The organism is Streptomyces sp. CB01580 (assembly GCF_001905795.1).
GTDB lineage: Bacteria > Actinomycetota > Actinomycetes > Streptomycetales > Streptomycetaceae > Streptomyces.
In genome coordinates this window covers 37,576-63,284 of the sequence record NZ_LIXJ01000022.1, presented here as the reverse complement: position 1 = coordinate 63,284, position 25,709 = coordinate 37,576, and the positions used below count along the sequence as shown (strand labels likewise).

Genomic DNA, 25,709 nt, shown 5'->3' with positions numbered 1-25,709 from the left:
CCTCCAGCCTCTTCATCCCCGCGGGCCCCGGCCCTTCACCCGCACGGATCCCGGCACGTGGCCCCGTCGGCCCCGGCCCTCGCCGCCCCACCGGCCCCGTACGGCAACGCCCGGATTTGCGTTCAAGAAAAGGACGGACCGCACCTGGGCGACGTCCGGACCTCTTTACCATCTTTTGTGACTTGAGTCACAGAGAGCAATATTTGCTGACCCTGTGTACCGACGGTGCAGCTCACTGTGATTCAGTGGCCGTGACACTTCATTAAGTAAGTCATCTAAGTGGGTCATCCAAGTACGTCATCAAGTACGCCGATATGAACATGGAGTGCTGTCGAGGTCTCGGGGAGTGCGAGCAATGGAGGCCGAGTCGGAGCCGTATGTCCGTCTAGCGACGCTGCGGCAGCTGCACCAGGCCGTGTCCGAGCTGAACACGGCGCGGAGCCTGGCCGACACCGTGCAGACCGTGGCCGACGGAATCGTCACGGGCCTCGGCTATGGACTGGCCTGCGTGAACCTGGTGAGGCAGGACGGAGACCTCGTCGTCGCCGCCTTCGCGGGCAACAGTGCCGCGGAGGCCCTGATCACCGGACGCATCGGTTCGCGCACCTCCTGGGAGCGCAGGCTGGCCATGGGTGAGGCGTGGGACGAGCTCCGCTTCATACCCCACACGGATGGCTGGGTGCTTCTCGACGACGACGTACCGCAGTGGCACACGGAGGGGCCCGAGCCCCGCTTCGAGGACGAGTGGCACCCCCAGGACCGCCTTTATGCGCCGATGTACGCCTCCGGCGGCGGACGCGACCTGCTGGGCGTCATATCCGTCGACCGCCCGCGCAACGGCCGCCGCCCCGGCGCCTGGGGGCGGGAGGCCCTCCAGATGTACGCCTCGCAGGCGGCCATTGCGATCAGCAATGCCCGGCTCAGAGCAAACATGCAGCGGGCCCTGGTCCGTCTGGAACGGGAGCAGCAGGCGCTGCGCGCCAGCGAGGAGTCCTTCCGCCAGGCGTTCGAGTACGCGCCCAGCGGCATGGCCATCGCCGAGATGGGCGGTGACCAGCACGGGCGGCTGCTGCGCACCAACGACGCCCTGTGCAGGCTGCTCGGCCGCCCCGCCTCCGTGCTCCGCCGCTACTCCTTCGCCGACCTCGTCCACCCCGAGGACATCGGCACCCTGCTGCGCACCTCCGCCGAGGGAGGCCGCGCCGAGCTGCGGCTGGGGCGGCGGGACGGCAGCTACCTCTGGGTGTCGCTGCGCAACTCCGTCGTCGCCGACACCACCGACGGACCGCGCTTCCTGCTCACCCATGTCGAGGACATCGAGGAGCGCAAGCGCCACGAACTGCATCTCGCGCACCGGGCCTCGCACGACGCCCTCACCGGTCTGCCGAACAGCGCGGAGCTGCGGTCCAGGCTCAGCTCGCGGCTCTGCGAACGCCCGAACGCGATCCCCGCCACCGCGATCGAGACGCTGGACACGGCGTACGCCGACATCGACCCCGACCCGGACGCGCGGGTGCACGGCTACGACGTGGAAACGGGGCCCGACGGCCCGTACGACCACCATGTGCACGCCGTCGCCCCGGACACCGAGCAGGACGACGGGGCGAAGGGGATCGCGGTCCTCTTCTGCGACCTCGACGGCTTCAAGTCCATCAACGACCGTTTCGGGCACCACACCGGTGACGCGGTGCTGATCGAGGTCGCCCGCCGCCTCAGCACCGGTGTGCGCGACGGCGACACCGTCGCCCGTCTCGGCGGCGACGAGTTCGTCGTCCTGGCCGACGGGCTCGGGGCGGCGGACGCCGCGGATCTGGCCGTACGCCTCCGCAACGCGATCATCCCGCCGATCCGGGTCGACGGGCGGGCGGTGCGGGTCGGGGCGAGCTTCGGCATCGGCTGGGCCGCCTGCGGCATGTCGGTCGAGGAGGTGCTGGCCTCCGCCGACCAGCGCATGTATGTGGAGAAGCGTTCCCGGTCGAAGGTCAACCGCCGGGCCGGTTGACGTCTACGCGACGTTCACGCAGGTGGTGGGCCTTGCTTCGAAGCGGTCACAGGACATGCGACGGCAATTCTTGGTGTGGCCCGTTCGGGGTAGGCTCGGCCGGTCGGCCACGGCTGGCGAGATACGGCGACGGCTGGCGAGATGGTGAGGAGTAACCAGGGATGACGGCCGGGAACAACGGCGCAAACACGCCCGAGGACGACGATCCGTTCGGCTATCTGTACGAGGACGGGCAGGCGTCGGGCGCGCAGTCGCCACGGCAGGGCGGCTACGGCTACCCTCCGGTGGCCCAGCCAGGTGTGCCCCGGACCTCGTACAACCAGGTGCGGGCCGTCGGTGAGCGCCAGTACGGGCAGCAGGCGCCGCCGCAGCAGCCGTACGGCGGACCGAGCGCCCAGTACGCGGCCCCGGAGACCTACCCCGGCGGCGCACCCGCCGGACACGCCCCGCAGCAGCCCGGCGGCATCGCCCCCGGCGGCTCCGGCAAGGGCGGCCCGAACACCAAGGGCCTGCTGATCGGCGCGGTCGCGGTGGTCCTGGTCGTGCTCGTCGGCATCGGCGCCATGCTGCTCACGAACAAGGACAACGACAAGGACCGGAAGAAGGACGAGGCCACCTCCTCCCAGGCCCCCTCCGATCAGGTCGAGGAGTCCCCGAAGCCCGAGCAGACCACCGGCGCCGAGGCCCCGGCCGAGCTGCCCAAGCAGAACGCGGCGACGCTGAAGCTCGGCGGCTCGGCGACCGTCGACCAGTCGATCAAGGGTGCGGAGGGCCCGAACGGCTCGTACGTCACCGGCTTCAACGCGGTCGGGTCGTCCGTGACGTGGAAGGCGGCGATGGCAGAGGGCGGTAAGTACCGCCTGACGGTGCGTTACGCGATCCCCGCCGAGGACGCCAATGCGACGCTGACGGTGAACGGGAAGCCGAATCCGCAGCCCATCGGTCTCAAGAACTTCATCAGCTCGTCCGACTCGGACTGGGAAAAGAACTGGCAGACCACCTGGGCGCCGGTCGACCTGATCAAGGGCGAGAACGAGATCAGCATCTCGTGCCAGGAAGGGAACCAGTGCGACGTGATCCTGGATTGGCTGGAAGTCACCTCTGCGAACGGCTGACCCATTGAGGGCGAACGCCCTGCGACCTCTCCTGGTGTCCGAACCCGGGAGAGGTCGCATTTTTTTCCTGAGCGGCTGGGCGTCTGTTGCGCGAATGCTGCCCCTTGCGTCCGCAGTGCCCGGGCGGGGGCCGGGATCACGCGTTCCGGTGCGTTGCCCCGGTCAGCCCATCAGCGAGAGGAACCCCGCCACTGTCGCCGCCATCGCCTCGCGGCCCGGTGCGATGTACTTGCGCGGGTCCACGCCCGTGGTGTTCTCGGCCAGGTAGGCCCGCACCGCGCCGGTGAACGCCGTGTTGAGCGCCGTACCCACGTTGATCTTGACCATGCCGGAGGCGACGGCCCGGCGGATCTCGTCGTCCGGGACACCGCTGGAGCCGTGCAGCACCAGCGGCACCGGGACCGCGTCGCGCAGCCGGCCGATCAGCTCGTGGTCCAGGGCGGCGGTGCGCTCGGTCATGGCATGGGAGGAGCCGACCGCGACGGCCAGCGCGTCCACCCCGGTGTCACGGACATACGCGGCGGCCTCGGCCGGATCGGTGCGGACGCCGGGGGCGTGGGCGTCGAGCGGGGGCTCGCCCTCCTTGCCGCCGACCTTGCCGAGTTCGGCCTCGATCCAGATGCCGCGCTCGCGCCCCCAGGCCACCGCCTCGGCGGTGACCCGCACGTTCTCCTCGTAACCGAGCTTGGAGGCGTCGAACATCACCGAGCCGAAGCCCTCCGCGTGCGCCTGGTGCAGCAGGTCCACGGACTCGACGTGGTCGAGGTGGAGCGCGAGCGGGGCGCCGGAGGCACGGGCGACGGCGGCGGCCGCGGCGGCCACGGGGGAGAGCCGTCCGCCATGGAACTTCACGGCGTTCTCGGAGATCTGCAGGATGGCGGGGGCCCCGGCGCGCTCCGCGCCGACGGCTATGGCCTCCGCGTGCTCCAGCGTGATGACATTGAAGGCGGCGATCCCGCGCCCTTCGGCCTGGGCGGCGGAGACGAGTTCACCGGTGCTGACGAGCGGCATGCTGACCTCTGTTGCTTCTGTGCTGAACGGCTCGTCCGGTCGTGGCGACCGGACGAGCCGGTACGGGGTGACCGGACGAGCCGGTGCGGGTGGCAGTTCTCGAACCGGCCGCCGTCCGGTCGGGACGGTACGGGTGGCGGCTCAGGCCGCCGTGGTGTGTTCCTCGACGCCGACGCACGGCAGCAGCTCCTCGTACGCCGCGCGGTCGAAGTCGCCGGCCGTCGGGGAGAGCACGGTCGCCGTCGACAGTGCCACCGCCCGTCGCAGCCGGTCCGGCCAGCCCAGCGCCTCGACGAGGCCGGACAACAGCCCGGCCACGGCGGAGTCGCCCGCACCGGTCGGGTTGCCCAGCACCTTGGCGGGCGGGGACGCCTGCCAGACACCGTCGGGGGTGACCGCCAGCATGCCGTCCGGCCCGAGCGACGCGACGACCGCGTGCGCGCCGCGGCGGCGGGCGTCGCGGGTGGCGCGCAGCGGGTCGCGGGAGCCGGTGAGCTGGGCGAGCTCGTCGGCGTTCGGCTTGATCAGGTCGGGGCGGGCGGCGATCCCCCGGCGCAGCGGCTCGCCGCTGGTGTCGAGGAGCACGGGGACGCCGGCCGCGCGGGCGGAACGGACCAGTTCGGCGTAGGCGCCGACGTGGATGCCCGGTGGCAGGCTGCCGCAGAGGGCGACGGCGTCGGCCCCGGTGAGCAGTTCCTCGTACTGGGCGAGGAGGGCGGACCACTCGTCGGCGCTGACGAGCGGGCCGGGTTCGTTGAGCTGGGTGGTGTCGCCGGTGGTCCGGTCGACGACGGCGATCGTGCGACGGGTGCTCCCGGCGACGGTGACGAGGGCGTCGGTGATCTGCGCGGGCGCGGGCGAGGAGGCGGGGGCGGGGACGGGGTCGTCCGCGACCGGGCCGGAGTCGGCGGGCACGGCGTCCCGGGACGGCAGGTCGGCCAGCAGCTCGCGCAGCACCGCTCCGGTCGAGCCCCCGGCGAAGCCCGTGACCACCGTTTCGTGGCCGAGGGCGGAGAGCACCCGGGCCACGTTGAGGCCCTTGCCGCCGGGGCGCTCGGAGATGTCGCTGACGCGGTGGCTGGCGTGCGGGACGAGTTCCGGGACGCCGTACGTCAGGTCGAGTGCCGTATTCAGTGTGACCGTGAGGATCACCGCGGCCGCTCCCTCGATCCCTGCCTGGAGCGCGATCCCTCGGGATGGAATGCGCTTTCTCTGCCTGATACAGGCGTTCGGACCGCCCGTATCCCGGACGATCATGTCAAAGAGGCGGCGGTCGGCCCAGGCCCCGGGACCAACCGCCGTCTCTTCGTTACGTATTCAACTCGCCGTCAACAGCCGTCAACGGCGGTGAACACCGCAGGCGCTCGCGCGAGGCTGCGATCAGGACGGTCCCGGCCCGGTCTCGGCGGCCCCGGCTTCGGGCCCCGGACGGCCCTCTGCCGGTCTTCAGCCGATCCTCAGTCGGTCCAGGGCTCGGTGATCCACTCGCCCTTGCGCATGACGCCCTTGAGCGCGAAGTCCGCGTCCAGGACCACCAGGTCCGCGTCCTTGCCCGGTTCCAGCGAGCCGACCCTGTCGTACACGCCGAGGAGCCGGGCCGGATTGGCGGAGATGGACTGGACGACGTCCTCGACCCGGATCCGGTCGATGGTCATGGCGCGGTGGAACGCGGTGTCCAGGGTGAGGGTGGAGCCCGCGATCGAGTTGCCTTCTACCAGTCGCGCGACGCCGTCCTTGACCTCGACCGCGAGCGGGCCGAGCTGGTAGCGCCCGTCGCCGAACCCGGCCGCGTCCATGGCGTCGGTGATCAGTGCGACGCGGTCGGCGCCCGCGTGGTGGTAGGCCAGCTCCAGGGCGGCAGGGTGCAGATGCGTGCCGTCGTTGATCAGCTCGACCGTGACCCGCTCGTCCTCCAGGAGGGCCGCGATCGGGCCGGGCGCGCGGTGGGCCAGCGGCGGCATCGCGTTGAACAGGTGCGTGGCGACGGTGGCGCCCGCGTCGATCGCCTCGACGGTCTGCTCGTACGTGGCGTCCGTGTGGCCGATGGCGGCGATGACGCCGTGTTCGGCAAGGAGCCGCACCGACTCGATGCCGCCGGGAAGCTCAGTGGCGAGGGTGAACATCTTCGCGGTGCCGCGCGCCGCGTCCATCAGCTTGCGGACCTCGGCCGGGTCCGGGTGACGCAGCAGGTCCTCGCTGTGCGCGCCCTTGCGGCACGGCGAGATGAACGGGCCCTCGAAGTGGATGCCGGCCAGGTCGCCCTGCTCGACCAGTTCGGACAGGATGCCCGCCCGCTGGGCCAGGAAGTCCAGCTCGCCGGTGACTGTCGAGGCGACCAGCGTGGTGGTGCCGTGTTCGCGGTGGGTGCGGATGCCGGTGAGGACCTCGTCGACGGTGCCGGAGGTGAAGGACGCGCCGCCGCCGCCGTGGTTGTGCATGTCGACGAAGCCCGGGACCAGCCAGTGGTCGCTCAGATCGACGATCCGGGCGTCCTCCGGGGCCGAGCCGGCGATCCGGGTGCCCTCGACGATCACCCGTCCGTTCTCGACGGTCCCGGTGGGAAGCACCACCCGGGCACCTGCGAGAACCGTGCTGTCTGCGCGTCCGGCCATCAGACGGATACCTCCGTGGAGAGAAGATCCCAGGCGAGCAGCCCTGCGCCCAGGCATCCGGCGGTGTCCCCGAGGGCCGCCGGGACGATGTGGGGCAGCTTCTGGAACGTGACGCGCTCCTCGACGGCCGCACGGAGCGGTGTGAACAACGTTTCCCCGGCCTCGGCGAGCCCGCCACCGATGATGAGCATGCGGGGGTCGAGCAGCGTCACTGCGGTGACCAGCCCGGCGGCGAGCGCGTCGACGGCGTCCCGCCAGACCTCCACGGCCGCGGGGTCGCCCGACTCGACGGCCTTCGCGCAGTCCGCGGCGTCCGCCGTCGGATCGCCGGAGGCGGCGGCCCAGGCCCGGGTCACCGCGGAGGCCGAGGCCAGGGTCTCCAGACAGCCGCGCTGGCCGCAGCCGCATTCCGGGCCGTCCGGGCGGACCACGATGTGGCCGATCTCGCCCGCGTACCCGTGCGCGCCCGCCTCGATGGTGCCCGCGATGCCGATGGCCCCGGCGATTCCGGTGCCCAGCGGCAGGAAGAGGAAGCGGTCGGTGCCCTTGCCCGCCCCGATCCGCCCCTCGGCGAGTCCACCTGTGCGCACGTCGTGGCCGAGCGCCACGGGGACGCCGCCGAGCCGCTCGCCGAGCAGCCGCCGCATGGGTACGTCGCGCCAGCCCAGGTTCGAGGCGTAGACCGCGATGCCGTTCTCGGCGTCGATGATGCCGGGCACGGCGACGCCGGCCGCGAGGGCGCTTTCGCCGAGGTGCTCCTCGCCGTGCGCGCGCAGGTCCGCCGCGAAGGTGAGGATCGACTCCACGACGGCGTCGGGACCGCGCTCCCTGCCGGTGGCCCGCCGCGCCTCGTGCAACAGGGTGCCGTCGGTCCCGACCAGTGCGGCCTTCATTCCGGTGCCGCCCACATCGAGGGCGATGACGTGTTTCACGGGAAACAGTCTCGCCCAGGGACCTCGATAGGTCTAGTCCACTTCTCTGGTTTGTTGCGGATCCATACAAAATCACCCTCCAGGGGTGCCGACGGCCTTCGCCGCGGTCCGTCCGGTTCGGCCGGGGGTGATGAGGTGCGCGCGTCACCCCCCGCCCCGGCCGGCGCCGTTCCTGGCGAGGGGGAGGCGTGGCGCCGGTCGTTCGGCCGGAGTTCCTTCCTGCGCAAGCGCGTTCACCGGTCGATTCAGGTCGAGGGGTAGTCGATTCGCGTCAACCAGGCTTCGCACAGGGCGCGTTGTGAAAGTGATGGCTCGCTGGTGTAAACCTTCGATGGGCGACCGGGAAGGATCGCGGTTCGTCCGGAGGGCTTCACGAGAACGGAACTGGGTGTGCGGCGGCTTTACTTGGGAATGACGGCGACTGTGGCCGCGATGGGGATGACCGCGGTGCTCGCGGGGTGCGGCGGGGGCGACGGACCGGGCGAGGTCACGCTCCGACTGGTCGCGGCGGACTACGGCACCGGCCCGGCCGACAGCTCCAAGAAGTACTGGGACGGCCTGGTCAAGGGCTTCGAGGCGTCCCACCCCGGCATCAAGGTCGACGTCAGCGTCCACTCGTGGAAGGACATCGAGCGCGAGGTCGCCACCATGGTGAAGAACGGACGGGCCCCCGACGCCGCCCAGATCGGGGCCTACGCCGACTACGCGAAGGCCGACAAGCTCTACCGGGCCGACCAGCTGTTGTCCATACGTACCCAGGCCAATTTCCTGCCCCGTCTGACCGACGCGGGCAGTGTGGACCGTACCCAGTACGGGCTGCCGTTCGTCGCCAGCACCCGACTGCTCTTCTACAACAAGAAGCTGTTCGCCGACGCGGGCCTGTCCGCCCCGCGTACCTGGGACGACATCCGCGACGACGCGGCGGTGCTGGAGCAGCGCGGTGTGAAGTACCCCTTCGCGCTGCCGCTCGGCCCGGAGGAGGCACAGGCCGAGACCATGATGTGGCTGCTTGGTGGAGGCGGCGGCTTCATCGACGACTCCGGTTCGTACGAGTTCGACTCGGCCGAGAACATCAGGACCTTCGACTGGCTGCGGACGAACCTGGTCGGCAAGGGGCTGGTGGGCCCGGTCGCGCCCGGCGATCTCGACCGGGGCAAGGCGTTCGCCGCGTTCACGCGCGGCGAGGTCGGCATGCTGAACGGCCACCCGACGCTGATGCGGGAGGCGCGGAAGAACGGGATCTCCGTCGGCATGGTGCCGATGCCCGGCGCCGATGGTCCCGGCACGAGCCCGGTGGGGGTCGCCGACTGGATCATGGGATTCAAGCAGCGCGGCCACCGGGTGCAGCTGCGCAAGTTCCTTGAGTACCTCTTCACCGACAAGAACGTCATCGAGTTCGCCGACAAGTACGACCTGCTGCCGGTCACCGGCAGCGCCTCCGCCGCGATGGAGTCCGACGCCGGGCACGAGCCGCTGCGGAACTTCCTGGCCGCGTTGCCGAACGCGGAGTTCTACCCCTACGGCAAGACGTCCTGGGCCAGGACCAATGAGTCGATCAAGGAGAACATCGGCAAGGCGGTCGCACCGGACGGGAACCCCGCGGCCGTGCTGGGGAGGATCGGACAGGACGCGGCTGCCGCGGAGGCCGCACGGGAGCGGGACGCCCGGTAGCGGAGGCCGCACGGTGGCGGGGTGGCGGTCCTCCGGGCGGGCGATAGGTTGGCTGATATGACCACCCCCGAGCACGGCCCCGACGACACGGCCCGCCCGGCCGAGCCGGTCGGTTCCGCCGAACCGGTCGGCCCGGTCGAACCGTCCGTCCCGTCGGCGCAGCCCGCCCCGCCTGCCCCGTCCGATCCTGCGGAACCGTCGGGACCGTCCGACGGAACCGACGGGCGGGAGACGCCCGAGGCACCGAACGCATCCGGCCTCTCCGACCGCGACCGTGCCGTACTGGCCCTGGAGCGCCGCTCGTGGGCCGGCCCCGGGGCCAAGGAGCGGGCGATCCGCGAGCAACTCGGCATCTCGCCCACGCGTTACTACCAACTGCTGAACGCGCTCCTCGACGACCGCCGGGCGCTGGAGGAGGACCCGGTGACGGTGAACCGCCTGCGCCGCGTCCGGGACGCCCGCCGCGATCGCCGCTGACACAACGGCCCACCACTCCGCCCGCCGCCGCCTATAGGCTCGCCCCATGGGCAGCAACCCGCACGCACCCGCGCCGAGCGCGACCCCGTCCGAGTTCCCGACCCCCACCACCCGGGCCGGCCGGGAGGCGCTCGCCGCGATCCTCGCGCGCCCGGACCGTGCCGTCATCGCACTCGACTTCGACGGGACGCTCGCCGACATCGTCCCGGACCCGGACCAGGCCCGTGCCCATCCTGGCGCCGTCGCCGCGCTCGCCGCGCTCGCCCCGAAAGTGGCCTCCGTCGCCGTGATCACGGGCCGTCCGGCCGGCGTCGCCGTCCGGCACGGCGGCTTCGCCGGGGTGGCGGGCCTCGACCACCTCGTCGTACTCGGCCACTACGGCGCCGAGCGCTGGGACGCCGTCACCGGTACCGTCCAGGCCCCCGCCCCGCACCCCGGCGTGGCCGCGGCCCGCGCCGAACTGCCCGGCGTGCTCGACCGGCACGGCGCCTGGCACGGCACCTGGGTCGAGGAGAAGGGCCGGGCGCTCGCCGTCCACACCCGCCGCGCCGCCGACCCCCAAGGTGCCTTCGAGGCCCTGCGCGAACCCCTCGGCGAGCTCGCCACCCGCCACGGGCTGATCGTCGAACCCGGCCGCCTGGTGCTGGAGCTGCGCCCACCCGGCATGGACAAGGGCGTCGCGCTCGCGCGGTACCTCCGCGAGGCGGGCGCCGAGTCCGTCCTGTACGCGGGCGACGACCTCGGCGACCTCGCCGCGTACGCGGCTGTCGAGAAGCTCCGCACCGAAAGCACCGAAAGTACCGAGGGCACCGAAAGCACCGAGGGCACCGACGGCATCCCGGGCCTGCTGGTCTGCAGCGGCAGCGCCGAGGTCACCGAGCTGGCCGAACGGGCCGATCTGCTGCTGGACGGCCCGGCCGCCGTCGTACGCTACCTGGCGGCCCTGGCCGCACGCCTCTGAGCCGTCGACGGTTCGGGGCGCCGGAAGCCACGGCCGCCGACGGGCGTCCGGGCGGACGCCGGCCCAGGGCTCGACCCAGGGGGCGAGCCAGAGGGCAGATGCAGTGGCAGGGACAGAGGCGGCAGCGGGGCGGGGGGACGCAGTGGCGGTTTCGTGGGCGGCGCGGAGGTTGCTCGACAGGTACGCCGGTGATCCGACGACGGTGACCAGGATGTGGGAGTCGATGGCCGTGGATGTGGTGCTGCGGCACGGGTCCCGCTCCGACGCGGAGGCGCTGCTTCCGGTGTTCCTGGACGATCCCGGAGCGCGTGAGCAACTGATTCCGGTCTTCGCCCGGCACGGAGACGCCGGGGTGGCCGAAAGGCTGCTGGAGGCGAGTGTCCGGGCGGGCAGGTTGCGCGACGGTGTGCCGGCCGGTGTGCTGCATGCTCTCGGTTGCCTGGGGTGCGAGTCGGCCGAGCGGATGCTGTGGGAGTACGTCGAGGGCGGCTACGACGAGTCGGGGTCCGCCTGTCTGGGGTTGGCGCACCTGCCGTGCCGGGATCTGCGGGCCGAGATCGCAAAGGCTCTGGAACGGCACGTCGGTTCTCACCTGTTCCCCGAATTCCTGCCGGTCCTCGCGACGAAGACGGGTGATCCGACATGGCTGAAGAGGCTCGTCGAATGGGGCGAGGGGGCCGCGTCCACGGATTGCAACGGTGGGCTGATCCTGGGCATCGCCCTGCACGGTGACGCCGGGCGCGCCGCGTTCACCCGGCTGCTGTGGAACCCGCGCTGGGAGGCCTACGGAGGCGGCACGGGATCGGACCGCTGGGCGTACGTGGGTGCGCGCGCGCTGGGCCTGGGAACAGCGGAGCTGTACGAGGATCTGGTCGCGCGACTGACGTCCGGTACGGGTGCCGACGATCCGTGGCACTGCATCCGGACCTTTGCCTCGCTGCTGAGGCACCGGGTGGAGCGCAGATGGCTCGGTCTGCGCATGGTGGCCGATCGGGACGAGAGCAGCGAAGCGCTGTGCAGCCTGCTGTTCGACTGGTCGACGCCTCACGAGGACGACTCGTTGATCGGCCTTGCCGGTCGTGTGCTCGACCGCGACGACCCGCTCATCACCACGCTGTACCACTTGGAGGAGTTGTTGCGGAGTGAGGCGGGACACGAGCTGGAACTGCGCACGGTCGCGTCTCGTTGACGGGAGCGTCAACACCGGATCCACAGGTTCCGCCCGCACCGGATCCGCGGATTCCGCCCGCCCCGGGCCGCCCCTGTCGGCGCGCTCGTCCCGGCGGTCCGCGACGGTTTCCTCGGCTGTGCCCGGCCCCGGCCGGTCGTCCGGGGCCGTCCGCTTCGCTCCCCGCCGGGGGCGTCAGTCGCGCAGCGCGGCCAGCTGGTCCAGGAACCACTGCTGCGGCGGCAGCGCGACCGCCGCAGCGGCCAGCCGCCGTGTGCGCTCGGCGCGTTCGCCGTCCGCCATCGTCAGCGCCTCGTGCAGGGCGCGCGCCGTGGCGGACACGTCGTACGGGTTCACCACGACCGCGTCGTCGCCCAGTTCCTCGTACGCCCCCGCCTCCCGCGACAGCACCAGCGCGCAGCCGTGGTCGGAGACGACCGGGACCTCCTTGGCGACCAGGTTCATGCCGTCGCGGATCGGGTTGACGAGAGCCACGTCGGCCAGCCGGTACGCGGCGAGCGAGCGCGCGAAGTCGTCCTTGACGTGCAGCACGACCGGCGTCCAGCCCGGTGTTCCGTACGCCTCGTTGATCGCGTCTGCGACCTGCTGGACCTCTGCGGTGTAGTCGCGGTAGACGGCCAGGTCCTGCCGCGACGGGTAGGCGAAGGCGACGTGGACGACGCGCTCGCGCCATTCGGGCCGTTCGTCGAGGAGCGTGCGGTAGGCGAGCAGGCCGCGCACGATGTTCTTGGACAGCTCCGTCCGGTCCACCCGCACGATCGTCCTCCGTCCGGGGCCGATCTGCTCGCGCAGCGCGGCCATCCGCTCGTCCACGTCAGCCTCGTGCGCGCGTCGGCGCAGGAAGTCGGCGTCCGCGCCGAGCCCGTGCACCCCGATCCCGGTCCGCCCCGTGCCGCCCAGGAACTCCGTGCAGCAGGCGGTGAAGGCGTCGGCCCAGCGCCTGGTGAGGAAGCACGCCCGGTCGGCGCCCAGGATGCCGCGCAGGAGTTGTTCCGCGATGTCGTCGGGGAGCAGCCGGAAGTAGTCGACGGGCGCCCACGGGGTGTGCGAGAAGTGGCCGATCCGCAGGTCGGGGCGGAGTTCGCGGAGCATGCCGGGGACCAGCGACAGGTGGTAGTCCTGCACCAGGACCGCCGCGCCCCGGCCCGCCTCCTTGGCGAGCGCCTCGGCGAAGGCCCGGTTGTACGTCTCGAACGACGCCCACTGCCGCCGGAACTCCGGGTCGAAGACCGGCTCCAGCGGGGTCTGGTACAGCATGTGGTGGACGAACCAGAGCACCGAGTTCGCGATGCCGTTGTACGCGTCCGTGTGGACGGCCGGGTCGATGTCGAGCATCCGCACGCCCGGCTCGCCGACCCCTCGCCGGACCGCCGCGCGATCCCCGTCGCCGAGCGCGGCGCACACCCAGAGCTTGTCCTCGACGGCGCTCAGCCCGGAGACGAGCCCGCCCCCGCCGCGCTTCGCGTCGAGCGTTCCGTCCGTCCTCAGGGTGTACGACACCGGGCCGCGGTTCGACGCGACGAGAACACCGGCTTCGGCGGACTGGGCTTCGTGCTCGGAGACCATGTTGCGGAATCTAGCCCGATCACGAACCACTCAAACGTGCGAAGCGGGACAACGTTCGGCGGCACCCGGGTGGCGCGCGCACGGCTCCCGCGGTTCCCGACGGTTCCCCGTGCGTCCACGGGCGCCCCATGGACGGTCCCGTGGATCCGCGATGGTGTCGTACGGTGCGCGCCCACGTCACGCTGCGCGGCGCGAGACGTACTCCTCGATCTCGCGCATCGGGGGCCGCTCCTCGGTGTCCACCGCATGGGTGCGCGGTACGAAGCCGTACTCGCCGCGCTCGAACTGGGTCAGCGCCGGGCGCACCAAGTGCCCCCTGGACAAGCGTAGTTGGGCGGTGCGGTAGATCGCCGCCGCCATCCGGCCGAGCGCCTGGCCGTCCTGGTGGCGGTGTCTGCGCACGCCCACGTCGACCTGCGCCAGTGCGTCCAGGCCCACCGTGTGCAGCGCGTCGACGAGGAGGCCCAGCTCCACCCCGTAACCGACGGGGAAGGGGAGCTGTTCGAGCAGGGAGCGGCGCGCCGCGTACTCGCCGCCCAGCGGCTGGACGAATCCGGCCAACCGCGGCCAGTGCAGATTGAGCAGCGGCCGGGCCACCAGTTCCGTGACCCGTCCCCCCTGGGCCGCGGCCCCGCCGGGGGCGGGTTCGGCGGGGCCGGCCGGGCCGACGGGTCCGTTGTCGAATGGTCGGTCGTACATCGCCTTGACGAGGCAGACCTCCGGGTCGGTCAGCAGCGGGCCGACGATGCCGGAGACGAAGTCCGCCGAGAAGTCCCTCAGATCGGCGTCGACGAAGCAGACGATGTCACCGTGCGTCACCAGGAGCGAGCGCCACAGCACCTCTCCCTTGCCGGGCACGGCGGGTATGCGGGGGAGTATGTCGTCCCGGTGCACCACCCGGGCACCGGCTTCCCGGGCCACCTTCGCGGTGGCGTCCGTGGAACCGGAGTCGATCACCACGAGTTCGTCGACCAGCCGGATCTTCTCCATGAGCTCGCGCCGGATCGTCGTGACGATCCCGCCGACCGTCGCCTCCTCGTTCAGCGCCGGTAGGACGACGCTCACGCTCCCGCGCCGCGGGTCCTTCGCCTTGGCGGCCAGAAGGCGGTCCAGCGGACGGTCGGCGGCCGACCAGGAACGCCTGGTCAGCCAGCGTTCGACCTCTTCCAGCACGGTCGATACTCCCTGTATGTGATCCATCTCGCGGTTCGGACGACTATCTCAACGGTCCGGTGCTTCGGTTACAGTCTTGAACAACGCGGACGACCGTCGCATGCCGGGGTCGGTCCGCCGACAAACGCCTGGAGCATCGCTCCAGTGCCACAGCGCTCATCCAGAGGGACTGAGGGAACGGCCCGTTGACGTCCCGGCAACCCTCCTGCCGACCGAGAGGTCACGGTGGGGAAGGTGCCAATTCCGGCTTGCGACGAAACGCGTCGCAAGGAAGATGAGGAGAAAGGGCCTCCGCCATCATGGCTGTGCAGACCGCTGCGACCGCTCCAGCGAACACCTCTTCCGCCGACGATTCCTCCGCCGGCACCGCGCCCGCCGACCTCGATCTCGGACCCGCCGCGGCGCTCTCCTGCCGCGAATGCGGCGAGCGTTTCGCACTCGGCCCGATCTTCGCCTGCGCGTCCTGTTTCGGGCCGCTCGAAGTGGCGTACGACCTGCCGAGCGGCTCCCCGGAGGAGCTGAGGAAGCGCATCGAGGCCGGACCGAACAGCATCTGGCGGTACGCGCCGCTGCTGCCGGTCCCCGCCGACGTCGCGGAGAAGCCCAACCTCAACCCCGGCTTCACCAAGCTGGTCAAGGCCGACAACCTCGCCCGCGAGCTGGGCGTCACCGGTGGCCTGTACGTCAAGGACGACTCCGGCAACCCGACGCACTCCTTCAAGGACCGCGTCGTCGCGATCGCCGTCGAGGCCGCCCGCGCCTTCGGTTTCACCACTCTCTCCTGCTCCTCGACCGGCAACCTCGCCGGTGCGGTGGGCGCCGCCGCCGCCCGCGCCGGATTCCGCTCCTGCGTGTTCATCCCGCACGACCTGGAGCAGGGCAAGGTCGTCATGGCCGCGGTGTACGGCGGCGAACTGGTCGGCATCGAGGGCAACTACGACGACGTCAACCGCTTCTGCTCGGAGCTCATCGGCGACCCGCTCGGGGAGGGCTGGGGCTTCGTCAACGTCAACCTGCGCCCGTACTACGGCGAGGGCTCCAAGACCCTGGCGTACGAGATCTGCGAGCAGCTCGGCTGGCGCCTGCCCGACCAGATCGTCATCCCGATCGCGTCCGGCTCGCAGCTCACGAAGATCGACAAGGGTCTCCAGGAGCTGATCGAGCTGGGGCTGGTCGAGGACAAGCCGTACAAGATCTTCGGCGCCCAGGCCGAGGGGTGCTCCCCGGTCTCCACCGCGTTCAAGGCCGGTCTCGACGTCGTGCGGCCCCAGAAGCCGGACACCATCGCCAAGTCCCTGGCGATCGGCAACCCGGCCGACGGACCGTACGTCCTGGACATCGCCCGGCGCACCGGCGGCGCGGTCGAGGACGTGGACGACGAGCGGATCGTCGACGCGATCAAGCTGCTGGCTCGCACCGAGGGCATCTTCGCCGAGACGGCGGGCGGGGTGACGGTCGGCGTGACGAAGAAGCTGATCGAGAACGGGGTGCTCGACCCGTCGCTGACCACCGTCGTCCTCAACACCGGTGACGGCCTCAAGACCCTGGACGCGGTGGCCGCCACCTCGCAGGCGACCGCGACGATCCGCCCGAGCCTGGACGCGTTCCGCGCCGCCGGCCTCGCCACCGCCTGATCCCCACCGCGACCGAAGAAAGGCACACCCATCATGAGCGTCAAGGTCCGCATCCCCACCATCCTCCGCACCTACACGGGCGGCCGGTCCGAGGTCCCGGCAGAGGGCGAGAACCTCTCCCAGGTCATCGAGTCCCTGGAGCGCAACCACCCCGGCATCGCCGCCCGCGTCCTGGACGACCAGGGCAAGCTGCGCCGCTTCGTGAACGTGTATGTGAACGACGACGACGTGCGCTTCGAGGACGGCCTGGGGACGGCGACCCCGGACGGCGCCGGCATCTCGATCATCCCCGCCGTGGCGGGCGGCTGCTGACGGTCCGAAGGCTCCCCGCACCGCGGTCGGTCACCGTTCGGTCGCCGTCGTCGGTCATTGGCCGGTCTTCGGCCGGGGACAGCTTCACGAGTTATCCGAATTGCCCTCTCCGAGAGAAAACGGAGGGGGCAATTCTGCATGGTTGAGCGGGGTAGAGTGGGGGAAGTCCCCCCAGCTTCGCGTGCCGCCCGCCAATGAGAATGCGCCCGGTCACGATAAGAAGTGGCCAAAGTGTGTGATCTTCCTGCGCCATAAGTCACCTTTGCCCGGCCCGACTTGCCCCGGGATCTTGTGAATTCTTCAGATCCGGGCGATCGATGCTGCCCAGAATTCTCGTCCGATTGACCTGTTGCAGAGGGCAGTTGGGCAGATACATTCAGCCGCGGTCGACGCGTTCCGGCGCACACACCCTCTCCTGTCGGAGGGTGAGTTCTGACCCGGGTCCGCGAAGTGCGGTCCTGCGCAAGGGCCAGTAATAGGGGAGTTAGGCATGGCTCAGGGCACCGTCAAGTGGTTCAACGCGGAGAAGGGGTACGGCTTCATCGCGGTCGACGGTGGTGCGGATGTTTTCGTCCACTACAGCGCGATCCAGATGGACGGCTACCGCACCCTCGAAGAGGGTCAGCGAGTTGAGTTCGAGATCTCGCAGGGCCAGAAGGGGCCGCAGGCGGACATGGTCAAGCTCGCCGTCGGCTGAGTTCGGCGCGGTCGGCCACCAACGACACCACTCACGCACGCAGGGCCCGTACCCGGGGAGCACCCGGGGGCGGGCCCCGCGTGCGTTCCCGGAACCTTCCGGGAGCCCGAGCGCCCGGGAACGTTCCCGGGTGCCCGGCGCGGCGGGAGACCGACCGGGACCACGCGCCCGTACGGGTTCCGGGGTGTCCGCCCTCCGCCTGGATCCGGCGTCCGGGGTTGTCCACATCCCGAGGGGGACGCTTGCACTCCCGGGGGTCGAGTGCTAATCATTGGCGTTAGCACTCTCCGGGTGAGAGTGACAGAACTTGGGCCGGGCCGGTGAGGTCCGCAGCTCCGGTGGGGCAAGGAACCACCGGTCGCAGGCCGTCCGTCGCGGGCGCCACTCGGTCCGGAGAAAATCCACCCCTGTCCGGGAGGACCACTTCACATGGCCAAGATCATCGCGTTCGACGAGGAGGCCCGGCGCGGTCTCGAGCGCGGCATGAACCAGCTCGCTGACGCCGTCAAGGTCACCCTTGGCCCCAAGGGTCGCAACGTCGTCCTTGAGAAGAAGTGGGGCGCCCCCACGATCACCAACGATGGTGTGTCCATCGCCAAGGAGATCGAGCTGGAGGACCCGTACGAGAAGATCGGTGCGGAGCTGGTCAAGGAGGTCGCCAAGAAGACGGACGACGTCGCCGGCGACGGTACGACCACCGCCACCGTTCTCGCCCAGGCTCTCGTCCGCGAGGGTCTGCGCAACGTCGCCGCGGGTGCCAACCCGATGGCCCTCAAGCGGGGTATCGAGAAGGCCGTCGAGGCCGTCTCCGCCGCTCTCCTGGAGCAGGCCAAGGATGTGGAGACCAAGGAGCAGATCGCTTCGACGGCCTCCATCTCCGCCGCCGACACCCAGATCGGTGAGCTCATCGCCGAGGCCATGGACAAGGTCGGCAAGGAAGGCGTCATCACCGTCGAGGAGTCCCAGACCTTCGGTCTGGAGCTGGAGCTCACCGAGGGTATGCGCTTCGACAAGGGCTACATCTCGGCGTACTTCGCCACCGACATGGAGCGTATGGAGGCGTCCCTCGACGACCCGTACATCCTCATCGTCAACTCCAAGGTCAGCAACGTGAAGGACCTCCTTCCGCTGCTGGAGAAGGTCATGCAGTCCGGCAAGCCGCTGCTGATCATCGCCGAGGACGTCGAGGGCGAGGCCCTGTCGACCCTGGTCGTCAACAAGATCCGCGGCACCTTCAAGTCCGTTGCCGTCAAGGCCCCGGGCTTCGGCGACCGCCGCAAGGCCATGCTCGGCGACATCGCCATCCTCACCGGTGGTCAGGTCATCTCCGAGGAGGTCGGCCTCAAGCTGGAGAACGCCGGTCTCGACCTGCTCGGCCGCGCCCGCAAGGTCGTCATCACCAAGGACGAGACGACGATCGTCGACGGCGCCGGTGACAGCGACCAGGTCCAGGGCCGCGTCAACCAGATCCGTGCCGAGATCGAGAACTCCGACTCGGACTACGACCGCGAGAAGCTCCAGGAGCGCCTGGCGAAGCTGGCCGGCGGCGTGGCCGTCATCAAGGCCGGTGCCGCGACCGAGGTCGAGCTGAAGGAGCGCAAGCACCGCATCGAGGACGCGGTGCGCAACGCCAAGGCCGCCGTCGAGGAGGGCATCGTCGCCGGTGGTGGCGTGGCTCTGCTCCAGGCCTCGGCCGTCTTCGAGAAGCTGGAGCTCTCGGGTGACGAGGCGACCGGCGCCAACGCCGTCAAGCTGGCCCTGGAGGCCCCGCTGAAGCAGATCGCCGTCAACGGTGGTCTCGAGGGCGGCGTCGTCGTGGAGAAGGTGCGCAACCTGGCCGTCGGCCACGGTCTGAACGCCGCGACCGGCGAGTACGTCGACATGATCGCCGAGGGCATCCTCGACCCGGCGAAGGTCACGCGCTCCGCCCTGCAGAACGCCGCGTCCATCGCCGCGCTGTTCCTCACCACCGAGGCCGTCATCGCCGACAAGCCGGAGAAGGCCGCCGCGGCCGCTCCGGGCGGCATGCCGGGCGGTGACATGGACTTCTGATCCCACGGGATCGGCAAGTCCGGCACAGCTTCGCTGTAACGCAGGCCCCCGGGACCTTCTGGTCCCGGGGGCCTGCGCCGTATCCGTGCCGTGAAGCACGACGTCCCCACGACGTTCGCGGTCTTCGTGGATTCGCGGCGTTCGCGATGCTACGGGAGCCGGTCGAGGAGCCAGGTGCAGAGCTCCTCGGTCACGAGGGTGTGGCCCTCGTTCCGGGAGGCCAGTCGGAATTCGTCGAGCCCGCTGTCCTCGGGCGGGAGCGCGGAGATGTCCGCGTACAGATCCTCGTCGGTGTCCAGGTCGCGGATGTCGACCGCGCTGACGGACGGGACGAAGCAGTGCGAGCGGATACGGACGTCGGTCTTGAAGCCCAGGATCGGATTGAGGGCGTTGAAACCGTCGGCGAGGATGCCGAAGCCCTCCAGCGAACCACCGGGGGCGCCGTCGATGGACGGGAGCCCGGACGTGCGCACCTCGTTGGACTTCAGCGTCACCACCCTCGGCTTCGCGACGAGTTCGCCGTCGCCCGGCGCCTGGGTGTAGAGCTCGGTGCCGACGACCGACAGTCCCTTGCCCTCCAGGGCCAGTTCCCCGGCCCGGACATCGGTGCCGCTTCCGTCGGCCGTGCCGTTGGCGACCCCGATCAGCCGCGGCCTGCGCGGCCATTCGCCGACGTTCCTCATCTCGGCGAGGAACGCGGCGCGTTCGTCGCTCTGTGCCGGTACCCCGTTCCATTCCTCGATGTGCCGCCACAGCAGCTGGCGGGCGGCCGGGCTGTTGAGCTGGTCGGAGAACCGGCTGTCGAGCACCCTGATGCAGTGCGCGAACGCCTGGAGCGCGACCGGGACCCAGGCACCGCGGTGCGGGCTGTCGTACGAGAAGTACAACGCGGTCTGATGGTCCACGCGCTCGTGCTCCAGCTTGGCCAGCGCGTGCCGGGTGACCAGGCCGCCCATGCCGAACCCGCCGACGGCCAGCTGTGTGTCGCCCCGCCGCTCGGCGATCGCACGCATGATCGCGGCCTGCGCGGTCCGGGAATTGTCCAGAATCGACGCACTGCGTTCGTGGTATCCGAGCAGGATCACGTCGTGCCCCCGGCGGCGCAGTTCGCTGATGAGCGCGTAGTCGCCGAACTCCAGGCCCTCCCAGGAGAAGTCCAGACTGCTCGGCCCGGTGTTGAATCCGTCGGCCAGGATCACGGGCCGTACGAGATCCCGGTTCCCCTCGCCGAAATACACCCAGGCGGTGCCGCCCGGCAGGTCCCACACGGTACTGGGCGGCAGCGGAAGGGCGCCGTGCGGCTCGGCCTCCAGACGGAGGCCGGGAGTCAGGGCGATAGGAGGCTTGCTCCGCAGCGCCGAGGCGATCTGCTCGCGGGTCGGTTCGGACACAGGTCGTTCCCCTTTGGGCCGGTTCATCACAACAGGCGTCATGGTGAACACGAGGAGTAGCGGCCGGGTGGAAGAAGTGGATCAAACCACTCCCAGGTGGGAGCCGGATTCGGACATGTGGGGGCTGGTGAGGGCCGTGAGGCGTGCCGAGCGCTGTGGTCACACCGCCCGGCACCGCCACACCGCCCGGCACCGCCACACCGCCCGGCACCGCCACACCGCCCGGCACCGCCACTTCGGCCGGTACGGCTGCTCCGGCCGGCTCCGGGGGCAGTGGTTCTCACCAGGCCGGGGGCCGGGACTGATCGCCTCCCTCGATCTCCTCCGGCCAGTCGACGGGACCGGCGTCCGTCCGGCTCAGGATTCCGGGGTCGGGCGCGAACTCCTCGTTGTGCGGCCCGGACCAGTAGGCCCGGCGTGTGCGCGGAAGGGGTATCTCCACCAGCTTGCCGTCATGGATCATCCACAGTCCGAAACAGTCGTCCTCCTCGTCATGGATCAGGACCTGCACCGTCTCCGGCCGGGGCCACGGCAAGGACTCCAGGTGCTTCAGGAGCCCGGTTCTGTTGCCCACCCGTACGAACTCCGCGCCCCAGCCGAAGCCCCAGTTCCCGCCCGGCCGCATTTCGTCGAAGGCACCCTTCCAGGTGCGCGTGTCGTCGTACCGGGTCAGCGGCTCCATGACCTCGTCCGCGTCCTGCGCCAGCACGATGACCTCAGCGATTCTGCTCATGCCGGGATATCACCGTGAGACACGGACGCGCCGCAACCGAGTTCCGCCCCAGCCGCGGCGGGGCGTTCCGCTACGGCCGCAGCCCGGACGGCCGTTCGGAGCGCGGGATCAGCGCGGCTCGGACCTCGCTCATCCGGTCGCGGACATGGGACGGGGGAACGGCTCCGAGCGGTCCGGTGGGGGCCGTCTTGCCGACAGTGCCGCGGCAGGGGCCGCAGCGGCCCCCGATCAGGGCCTCCGCGGGGCCGGGGGCGCGGCACTCGCCGCATTCGAGGGTGCGCAGCAGCGGGCGCGGTGCCGCAGCTCCGGTCCGGGCCGCGAGGCGCGCGCGATCGGGCGGCATCTTGTCGACCAGCCGCGTACGGACGAGGCCCGGGGCGTGGTGGACGGGGTTGGGGAGACCGTCGGTGAGGGCGTGCAGGAGTTCCGCCTCCGTGGCGCCGCGCTCGAACCATTCGGTGGCCAGCGGTTCCAGCGCCGCGCAGTCCTTCTCCGCCAGGGTGAGCGAGGGGGTGGTGTGGCCGAGGGCGGCCAGAAGTACGAACGCCCGGGAACGGGTGGGCCGTCGGCGCTGCTCCGGGGGAACGTCGCCCCGGGTGAACGCCGCCCACCAGTCGTCGTCCCGCGCGGTACGGGAGAAGAACGTGCGGGTCACCCACAGCAACGTCCGGTCGTCGGCGACGCATTCACTGCCGCGTCGCAGATGCCCGGCGTCCTGGAGCCTGTTGAGGGCGGTCCGCAGGGCGCACTGTCCGTAGGGGAGGACCTTGGCGAGCGTCTTCACGGAGATGTCGGCGCCCTCGGGCAACCGGTCGAGGTAGGCGGCGATGGACGCCTCGCGGGCCGGAAGGTGCGCGAAGTCGTGTGCGGTGCGGGGGAGTTGCGAGGGTGCGGAACGCTTGCCGTAGCCCGGGTTGGCCATCGGGTGCGGGGGTGAGGGCGGGGTCGCGGGCGCGGGCTTCGGTTGATCCGGTCGCGCGGGCGGGGTTTCGTGCGGGGTGTGCGGGGCAACGTTAAGCTGGCTGGCAGCCATGGATCGACTCCTACTCGATTGATGGTCAGGCCCCTGTTTGGTGTTCCTGCACCGGCAGGGGCTGTTTGCTGTTCGGCACGCTAGAGCGTCAGCACCGTGCGTCGCAAACCGATCACAAACGGTCAACTTCGGTGGCGGGGAGGGTGGGTGGGAAGAGGCCCACCACCCATTCCTCAGAAAAAGCGCTCGGACTTCGGGGCTTGAGCCCCGGGGCGGCGGGAATCCGTTTGCCGAGGTCGCCGAGGTCGCCGAGGGCGACGAGGATGGCGCCATGCCTGCGTTCACCACCGCCGACGGGACGGAACTCGCCTACCACGTCCGGGGCGAGGGCGAACCGCTGCAGGCTAACCCGGCGAAGCGGGACGTCTCACCCAAGGCGGACAGAGAGGGCACCCGCCATCGTGGCTGACTTTCGGTGGCCAAGGTTCGTGCCACAGCCGTGCCGGATGCAGGGGCCGGCCACGGTCAACCGGTGCCTTGTGGTCGAGTAGCCGCCCGCTTCCTCGGCCGGCGAAGCCGCAGGTCAGGCCCGAGACCACCCAGCCTCTCTCCTGAAACGGGTGTCACGGATGCGATCAGCCGAGATAGGGCCGCTCGCGGTGTTCCAGGAAATGACGGATCCGGAGCTGCTGCGTGTAGTGCATCGGCAGTTGATCAATCTCTTCTGGCTGGACGAACCGTAGTTCCGTTGACTCGTCGGAGATCGCGAGTCGGCCGCCGACCACGCGGGCGGTGAAGCAGACGTTGAACTGTCTGCGCACCTCACCGTCCGAGTAGGCGATGATGTGGCGAGGGTCGGTGTACGTGCCCACGAGCCCCGTGATCTCTACGTCCAGACCCGTTTCCTCCTTCACTTCCCGGACGGCTGTTCCTGGGAGGGAGTCGGTCATCTCCATGCCGCCGCCAGGGAGCGCCCAGAGATCGTTGTCCCTTCGGCGCTGAAGGAGCATGCGCCCTTCGTCGTCGGTCACCACGGCGGACGCGGCGACCACCACGCTGTTCGGCTCAGGTGCCGCCGGGTCGTCGTAGTACTCGGTCCGTGCCATGGTCACCCTTCCCTTACCGGCGTCGCGGTCTCCCACACCGCGTCGAAGCTGCCAGCATATGTGTCGAACATGCCGCCCTCTCCGCTGCGCCGAAGGTGCCACACAGGCGCAGCGTAGGCGTTCACGCCCCAGACATGGGCATTGACCATCGCCTGGTCATCCGCACGATAGATCGAGTTGTAGAGCGTGGTGGCATGGGTCCGCACCTCGATGCCGGGTACTCCGGCGAGGGGGCGATAGTGCATGAGGGCGAGGCGGCAGCGGGACTCGATTCCGTGGCCGAACCTCTCTTCTTTGCCGCGCTCTTGGACATTCGTGCTGTCGGGGTCGCCGACCGCGATACGGACCGCGCACCCCTCGGCAGCTCGCTCTCGCAGCACGTCGTTGAGCCGCGGGTACGCCTCGTGCAGGAAGACGGCGGCGTACACCAAGACGTCGATGTGCTCGCGGGCCTGCGTCAGCATGTCCACGAAGGTGGACACGGGGGTGGTCTGCGGTCTGCGGTCTGCGGTCCGGGGTCCGGTGGGAGGTCCGCCGGACCCCGGACGGGGCTCAGTCGCGGCTCGGGGCGATGACCGACGCGCCGTCGTGCACGGTGATCGCCAGCGCCGGACAGATGTCGGCGGCGTCCAGGACCCGCTCGTCCGGCTCGATCCCGTCGGCCTTGACCCGGGCGTGCTCGTGCCCGTCACGCATCCCGTCCAGCGCGAACACCTCGGGGACCGTTCCGGCGCACATACCCGATCCCTGGCAGAGTTCCGGATCGACGCGTACGTTCCACCTGGAGACATCGGTCATGGCGGTCACCAGCCGATCGGCATGACGCGCGGGCCGCGCACCAGCATCTCGGACTTCCAGGTCACGTCGTCCGCCAGCCGCAGCCCCGGGAAGCGGGCGATCAGGGCGCTCAGCGCCTCCTGGAGTTCCAGCCGGGCGAGCGGGGCACCCAGGCAGTGGTGCACGCCGTGGCCGAATCCCAGGTGCTGATTGCCCTCGCGGGCGACGTCCAGCACGCCCGGGGCGGAGAATCGCAGCGCGTCGCGGTTGGCCGCGCCGACGGCGACCAGGACCGGGCTTCCGGCCCGGACGAGCGTTCCGCCGACCTCGATGTCCTCGGTGGCGTAACGGGGCTGACCGGATCCGCTGCCCAGCGGCACGAAGCGCAGCAGCTCCTCGACCGCGTTCGGGACGAGTTCGGGTTCGGCCCTGAGCCGGGCCAGCTGGTCCGGGTGATCCAGCAGCGTGAGAACGAAGTTGGGGATCTGTGACGCCGTGGTCTCGTGTCCGGCCACCAGGATGCCGACGCACAGATCGATGAGTTCGAGCTCGGAGAGCCGGTCGCGGCCGTCGCGGGCCTCGATCAGGGCCGTCATCAGGTCGTCGCGCGGTTCCGCCCGGTGCTGCGCGATCAACTCGGCCATGTAAGCCCGAAGTTCCTCGCGGTTTCGGTCGAACTCCTCGGCGGTGAGCGAGCTCGTGGACAGCGCGGCATCGCTCCACACGCGGAACTTCGGGCGGTCCTCGGCGGGGACGCCCAGCATGCGGCAGATCACCGCGACCGGCAGCGGAAGCGCGAACAGATCGACCAGATCGGCAGGTTGGCCGGCCACTTCCATCTCGTCGAGCAGGTCCGACGTCAACGTCCGTACCTGCGGGCGGAGTTTCTCCACCTGGCGCACCGTGAACGCCTTGGCGACCAGGGAACGCAGCCGGGTGTGGTCGGGCGGGTCCATGCTGAGGATGCCGCTGTCGCGCCGCCCCTCGGACTGCCGGGGCTCGTCGTGCGAGAGGACGGCCGCCCGGCTGAAGCGCTGGTCACCGAGAACCAGCCGGGCGTCCGCGTAACGGGTGACGAGCCAGGCCGGCTCGCCGTAGGGCATCTGGACGCGTAACAGACCCTGCTGGTCGCGTACGCGCTCGTACTCCTCGGAGAGTTCCAGCCCTGCGGCGGTGTTGAAGGGATAGGCGAGGGGGGTGACGTCTGCTGTGGTCACTGCGACCTCCAGTGGTAAGCGGCTTTCGGTATGTAAGCAGCTGCTTACAACGGTAGGAGTGGCCGTACGGCAGGTCAACGACGCAATACGGCCGTTATCCTTACGGGC

23 protein-coding genes, 1 pseudogene and 1 riboswitch are annotated in these 25,709 nt (G+C 70.4%); of the genes and pseudogenes, 11 read left to right on the top strand and 13 right to left on the bottom strand.

The features are described from left to right. Positions 1-355: 355 nt before the first annotated feature. Together cdgB and AMK22_RS27130 are read left to right on the top strand one after the other, a co-directional pair. The gene (gene cdgB, locus AMK22_RS27135; RefSeq protein WP_073789240.1) at positions 356-2,002 is read left to right on the top strand and encodes a diguanylate cyclase CdgB; all 1,647 of its coding nucleotides are present in this window, start codon (positions 356-358) and stop codon (positions 2,000-2,002) included. A gap of 161 nt (positions 2,003-2,163) precedes the next feature. Continuing rightward, positions 2,164-3,117: a CBM35 domain-containing protein gene (locus tag AMK22_RS27130; protein WP_073789239.1), complete on the top strand. Its 954-nt coding sequence runs from the start codon at positions 2,164-2,166 to the stop codon at positions 3,115-3,117. Between the two features lie 162 nt (positions 3,118-3,279). Here the strand turns inward: AMK22_RS27130 and AMK22_RS27125 are convergent, their stop codons facing one another. The 4 genes from AMK22_RS27125 to AMK22_RS27110 form a co-directional block, all read right to left on the bottom strand. After that, a complete protein-coding gene (locus tag AMK22_RS27125; RefSeq protein WP_073789238.1) occupies positions 3,280-4,128 on the bottom strand; it encodes a class II fructose-bisphosphate aldolase in 849 nt (282 codons plus the stop codon). Positions 4,129-4,269: 141 nt separating this feature from the next. Next, entirely contained in the window at positions 4,270-5,280 is a 1,011-nt protein-coding gene (locus AMK22_RS27120; RefSeq protein ID WP_073789237.1) for a 1-phosphofructokinase family hexose kinase, read from the bottom strand. A gap of 305 nt (positions 5,281-5,585) precedes the next feature. After that, positions 5,586-6,740, bottom strand: a complete 1,155-nt coding sequence (nagA, locus tag AMK22_RS27115) for an N-acetylglucosamine-6-phosphate deacetylase (protein ID WP_073789236.1) — start codon at positions 6,738-6,740, stop codon at positions 5,586-5,588. Next, the gene (locus tag AMK22_RS27110; protein WP_073789235.1) at positions 6,740-7,672 is read right to left on the bottom strand and encodes an ROK family protein; all 933 of its coding nucleotides are present in this window, start codon (positions 7,670-7,672) and stop codon (positions 6,740-6,742) included. The genes nagA and AMK22_RS27110 overlap by 1 nt, the downstream gene beginning before the upstream one ends. A 411-nt stretch (positions 7,673-8,083) precedes the next feature. Here AMK22_RS27110 and AMK22_RS27105 point away from each other — a divergent pair, with 411 nt between their 5' ends. The 4 genes from AMK22_RS27105 to AMK22_RS27090 all read left to right on the top strand — a co-directional run bounded on the left by AMK22_RS27105 (position 8,084) and on the right by AMK22_RS27090 (position 11,970). Beyond that, positions 8,084-9,343 (top strand): extracellular solute-binding protein, encoded by a 1,260-nt coding sequence (locus tag AMK22_RS27105; protein ID WP_079186419.1) that lies wholly within the window; start codon positions 8,084-8,086, stop codon positions 9,341-9,343. A 57-nt stretch (positions 9,344-9,400) separates the two neighbouring features. Beyond that, on the top strand, positions 9,401-9,820 hold the full coding sequence (locus AMK22_RS41860) for a DUF3263 domain-containing protein (RefSeq protein ID WP_073789233.1): 420 nt from the start codon (positions 9,401-9,403) through the stop codon (positions 9,818-9,820). Positions 9,821-9,866: 46 nt separating this feature from the next. Next, positions 9,867-10,781, top strand: coding sequence for a trehalose-phosphatase (gene otsB, locus AMK22_RS27095; protein WP_073789232.1), 915 nt, complete (start codon positions 9,867-9,869; stop codon positions 10,779-10,781). A gap of 211 nt (positions 10,782-10,992) precedes the next feature. Further along, on the top strand, positions 10,993-11,970 hold the full coding sequence (locus AMK22_RS27090; protein WP_143203601.1) for a hypothetical protein: 978 nt from the start codon (positions 10,993-10,995) through the stop codon (positions 11,968-11,970). A gap of 174 nt (positions 11,971-12,144) precedes the next feature. Here AMK22_RS27090 and AMK22_RS27085 read toward each other — a convergent pair whose 3' ends face one another. After that, positions 12,145-13,536, bottom strand: coding sequence for an alpha,alpha-trehalose-phosphate synthase (UDP-forming) (locus AMK22_RS27085; protein WP_073789230.1), 1,392 nt, complete (start codon positions 13,534-13,536; stop codon positions 12,145-12,147). 177 nt (positions 13,537-13,713) lie between these two features. Next, positions 13,714-14,709 (bottom strand): glucosyl-3-phosphoglycerate synthase, encoded by a 996-nt coding sequence (locus AMK22_RS27080; protein WP_073789229.1) that lies wholly within the window; start codon positions 14,707-14,709, stop codon positions 13,714-13,716. A gap of 153 nt (positions 14,710-14,862) precedes the next feature. After that, positions 14,863-14,990: riboswitch (SAM riboswitch) on the top strand. 18 nt (positions 14,991-15,008) lie between these two features. Here AMK22_RS27080 and thrC point away from each other — a divergent pair. The 4 genes from thrC (at position 15,009) to groL (ending at position 19,404) form a co-directional block, all read left to right on the top strand. Beyond that, entirely contained in the window at positions 15,009-16,343 is a 1,335-nt protein-coding gene (gene thrC / locus AMK22_RS27075) for a threonine synthase (protein ID WP_073789228.1), read from the top strand. A 33-nt stretch (positions 16,344-16,376) separates the two neighbouring features. After that, on the top strand, positions 16,377-16,655 hold the full coding sequence (locus AMK22_RS27070; protein WP_073789227.1) for a MoaD/ThiS family protein: 279 nt from the start codon (positions 16,377-16,379) through the stop codon (positions 16,653-16,655). A 490-nt stretch (positions 16,656-17,145) separates the two neighbouring features. Beyond that, positions 17,146-17,352 carry a cold-shock protein gene (locus AMK22_RS27065; RefSeq protein ID WP_003967346.1) on the top strand — a complete coding sequence of 69 codons (207 nt, stop codon included), beginning with the start codon at positions 17,146-17,148 and terminating at the stop codon, positions 17,350-17,352. Positions 17,353-17,781: 429 nt separating this feature from the next. Then, complete coding sequence (groL, locus tag AMK22_RS27060) at positions 17,782-19,404, top strand: chaperonin GroEL (protein ID WP_073789226.1); 1,623 nt, start codon at positions 17,782-17,784, stop codon at positions 19,402-19,404. A gap of 149 nt (positions 19,405-19,553) precedes the next feature. Here the strand turns inward: groL and AMK22_RS27055 are convergent, their stop codons facing one another. From AMK22_RS27055 to AMK22_RS27045, 3 genes are all read right to left on the bottom strand, one after another. Beyond that, a complete protein-coding gene (locus AMK22_RS27055) occupies positions 19,554-20,795 on the bottom strand; it encodes an esterase/lipase family protein (protein WP_073789225.1) in 1,242 nt (413 codons plus the stop codon). A 280-nt stretch (positions 20,796-21,075) separates the two neighbouring features. Then, positions 21,076-21,528, bottom strand: coding sequence for a hypothetical protein (locus AMK22_RS27050; protein WP_073789224.1), 453 nt, complete (start codon positions 21,526-21,528; stop codon positions 21,076-21,078). 70 nt (positions 21,529-21,598) lie between these two features. Next, positions 21,599-22,450 carry a hypothetical protein gene (locus AMK22_RS27045; protein WP_073789222.1) on the bottom strand — a complete coding sequence of 284 codons (852 nt, stop codon included), beginning with the start codon at positions 22,448-22,450 and terminating at the stop codon, positions 21,599-21,601. A gap of 382 nt (positions 22,451-22,832) precedes the next feature. On the opposite strand from AMK22_RS27045, the gene AMK22_RS39630 reads away from it, so the two are divergent. Continuing rightward, positions 22,833-22,970, top strand: a complete 138-nt coding sequence (locus AMK22_RS39630; RefSeq protein ID WP_158072081.1) for a hypothetical protein — start codon at positions 22,833-22,835, stop codon at positions 22,968-22,970. A gap of 166 nt (positions 22,971-23,136) precedes the next feature. Here the strand turns inward: AMK22_RS39630 and AMK22_RS27040 are convergent, their stop codons facing one another. The 4 genes and pseudogenes from AMK22_RS27040 to AMK22_RS27025 form a co-directional block, all read right to left on the bottom strand. Continuing rightward, a complete protein-coding gene (locus tag AMK22_RS27040) occupies positions 23,137-23,607 on the bottom strand; it encodes an NUDIX domain-containing protein (RefSeq protein ID WP_073789220.1) in 471 nt (156 codons plus the stop codon). Between the two features lie 2 nt (positions 23,608-23,609). After that, positions 23,610-24,299, bottom strand: coding sequence for an XRE family transcriptional regulator (locus AMK22_RS27035; RefSeq protein WP_443333318.1), 690 nt, complete (start codon positions 24,297-24,299; stop codon positions 23,610-23,612). After that, positions 24,259-24,345, bottom strand: a pseudogene (locus AMK22_RS42420) (hypothetical protein); the annotation flags it as partial. The gene AMK22_RS27035 and the pseudogene AMK22_RS42420, both read right to left, overlap by 41 nt. Positions 24,346-24,410: 65 nt before the next feature. Continuing rightward, a complete protein-coding gene (locus tag AMK22_RS27025) occupies positions 24,411-25,601 on the bottom strand; it encodes a cytochrome P450 (RefSeq protein ID WP_073789218.1) in 1,191 nt (396 codons plus the stop codon). Positions 25,602-25,709: the final 108 nt, after the last annotated feature.

Bases quoted from the DNA above. Each gene is read 5' to 3' on its own strand.
- cdgB (WP_073789240.1), top strand. From the start codon at position 356: ATGGAGGCCGAGTCGGAGCCGTATGTCCGTCTAGCGACGCTGCGGCAG.
- AMK22_RS27130 (WP_073789239.1), top strand. From the start codon at position 2,164: ATGACGGCCGGGAACAACGGCGCAAACACGCCCGAGGACGACGATCCG.
- AMK22_RS27125 (WP_073789238.1), bottom strand. From the start codon at position 4,128: ATGCCGCTCGTCAGCACCGGTGAACTCGTCTCCGCCGCCCAGGCCGAA.
- nagA (WP_073789236.1), bottom strand. From the start codon at position 6,740: ATGGCCGGACGCGCAGACAGCACGGTTCTCGCAGGTGCCCGGGTGGTG.
- AMK22_RS27105 (WP_079186419.1), top strand. From the start codon at position 8,084: ATGACGGCGACTGTGGCCGCGATGGGGATGACCGCGGTGCTCGCGGGG.
- AMK22_RS41860 (WP_073789233.1), top strand. From the start codon at position 9,401: ATGACCACCCCCGAGCACGGCCCCGACGACACGGCCCGCCCGGCCGAG.
- otsB (WP_073789232.1), top strand. From the start codon at position 9,867: ATGGGCAGCAACCCGCACGCACCCGCGCCGAGCGCGACCCCGTCCGAG.
- AMK22_RS27090 (WP_143203601.1), top strand. From the start codon at position 10,993: ATGTGGGAGTCGATGGCCGTGGATGTGGTGCTGCGGCACGGGTCCCGC.
- AMK22_RS27085 (WP_073789230.1), bottom strand. From the start codon at position 13,536: ATGGTCTCCGAGCACGAAGCCCAGTCCGCCGAAGCCGGTGTTCTCGTC.
- thrC (WP_073789228.1), top strand. From the start codon at position 15,009: ATGGCTGTGCAGACCGCTGCGACCGCTCCAGCGAACACCTCTTCCGCC.
- AMK22_RS27070 (WP_073789227.1), top strand. From the start codon at position 16,377: ATGAGCGTCAAGGTCCGCATCCCCACCATCCTCCGCACCTACACGGGC.
- AMK22_RS27065 (WP_003967346.1), top strand. From the start codon at position 17,146: ATGGCTCAGGGCACCGTCAAGTGGTTCAACGCGGAGAAGGGGTACGGC.
- groL (WP_073789226.1), top strand. From the start codon at position 17,782: ATGGCCAAGATCATCGCGTTCGACGAGGAGGCCCGGCGCGGTCTCGAG.
- AMK22_RS27050 (WP_073789224.1), bottom strand. From the start codon at position 21,528: ATGAGCAGAATCGCTGAGGTCATCGTGCTGGCGCAGGACGCGGACGAG.
- AMK22_RS27045 (WP_073789222.1), bottom strand. From the start codon at position 22,450: ATGGCCAACCCGGGCTACGGCAAGCGTTCCGCACCCTCGCAACTCCCC.
- AMK22_RS39630 (WP_158072081.1), top strand. From the start codon at position 22,833: ATGCCTGCGTTCACCACCGCCGACGGGACGGAACTCGCCTACCACGTC.
- AMK22_RS27040 (WP_073789220.1), bottom strand. From the start codon at position 23,607: ATGGCACGGACCGAGTACTACGACGACCCGGCGGCACCTGAGCCGAAC.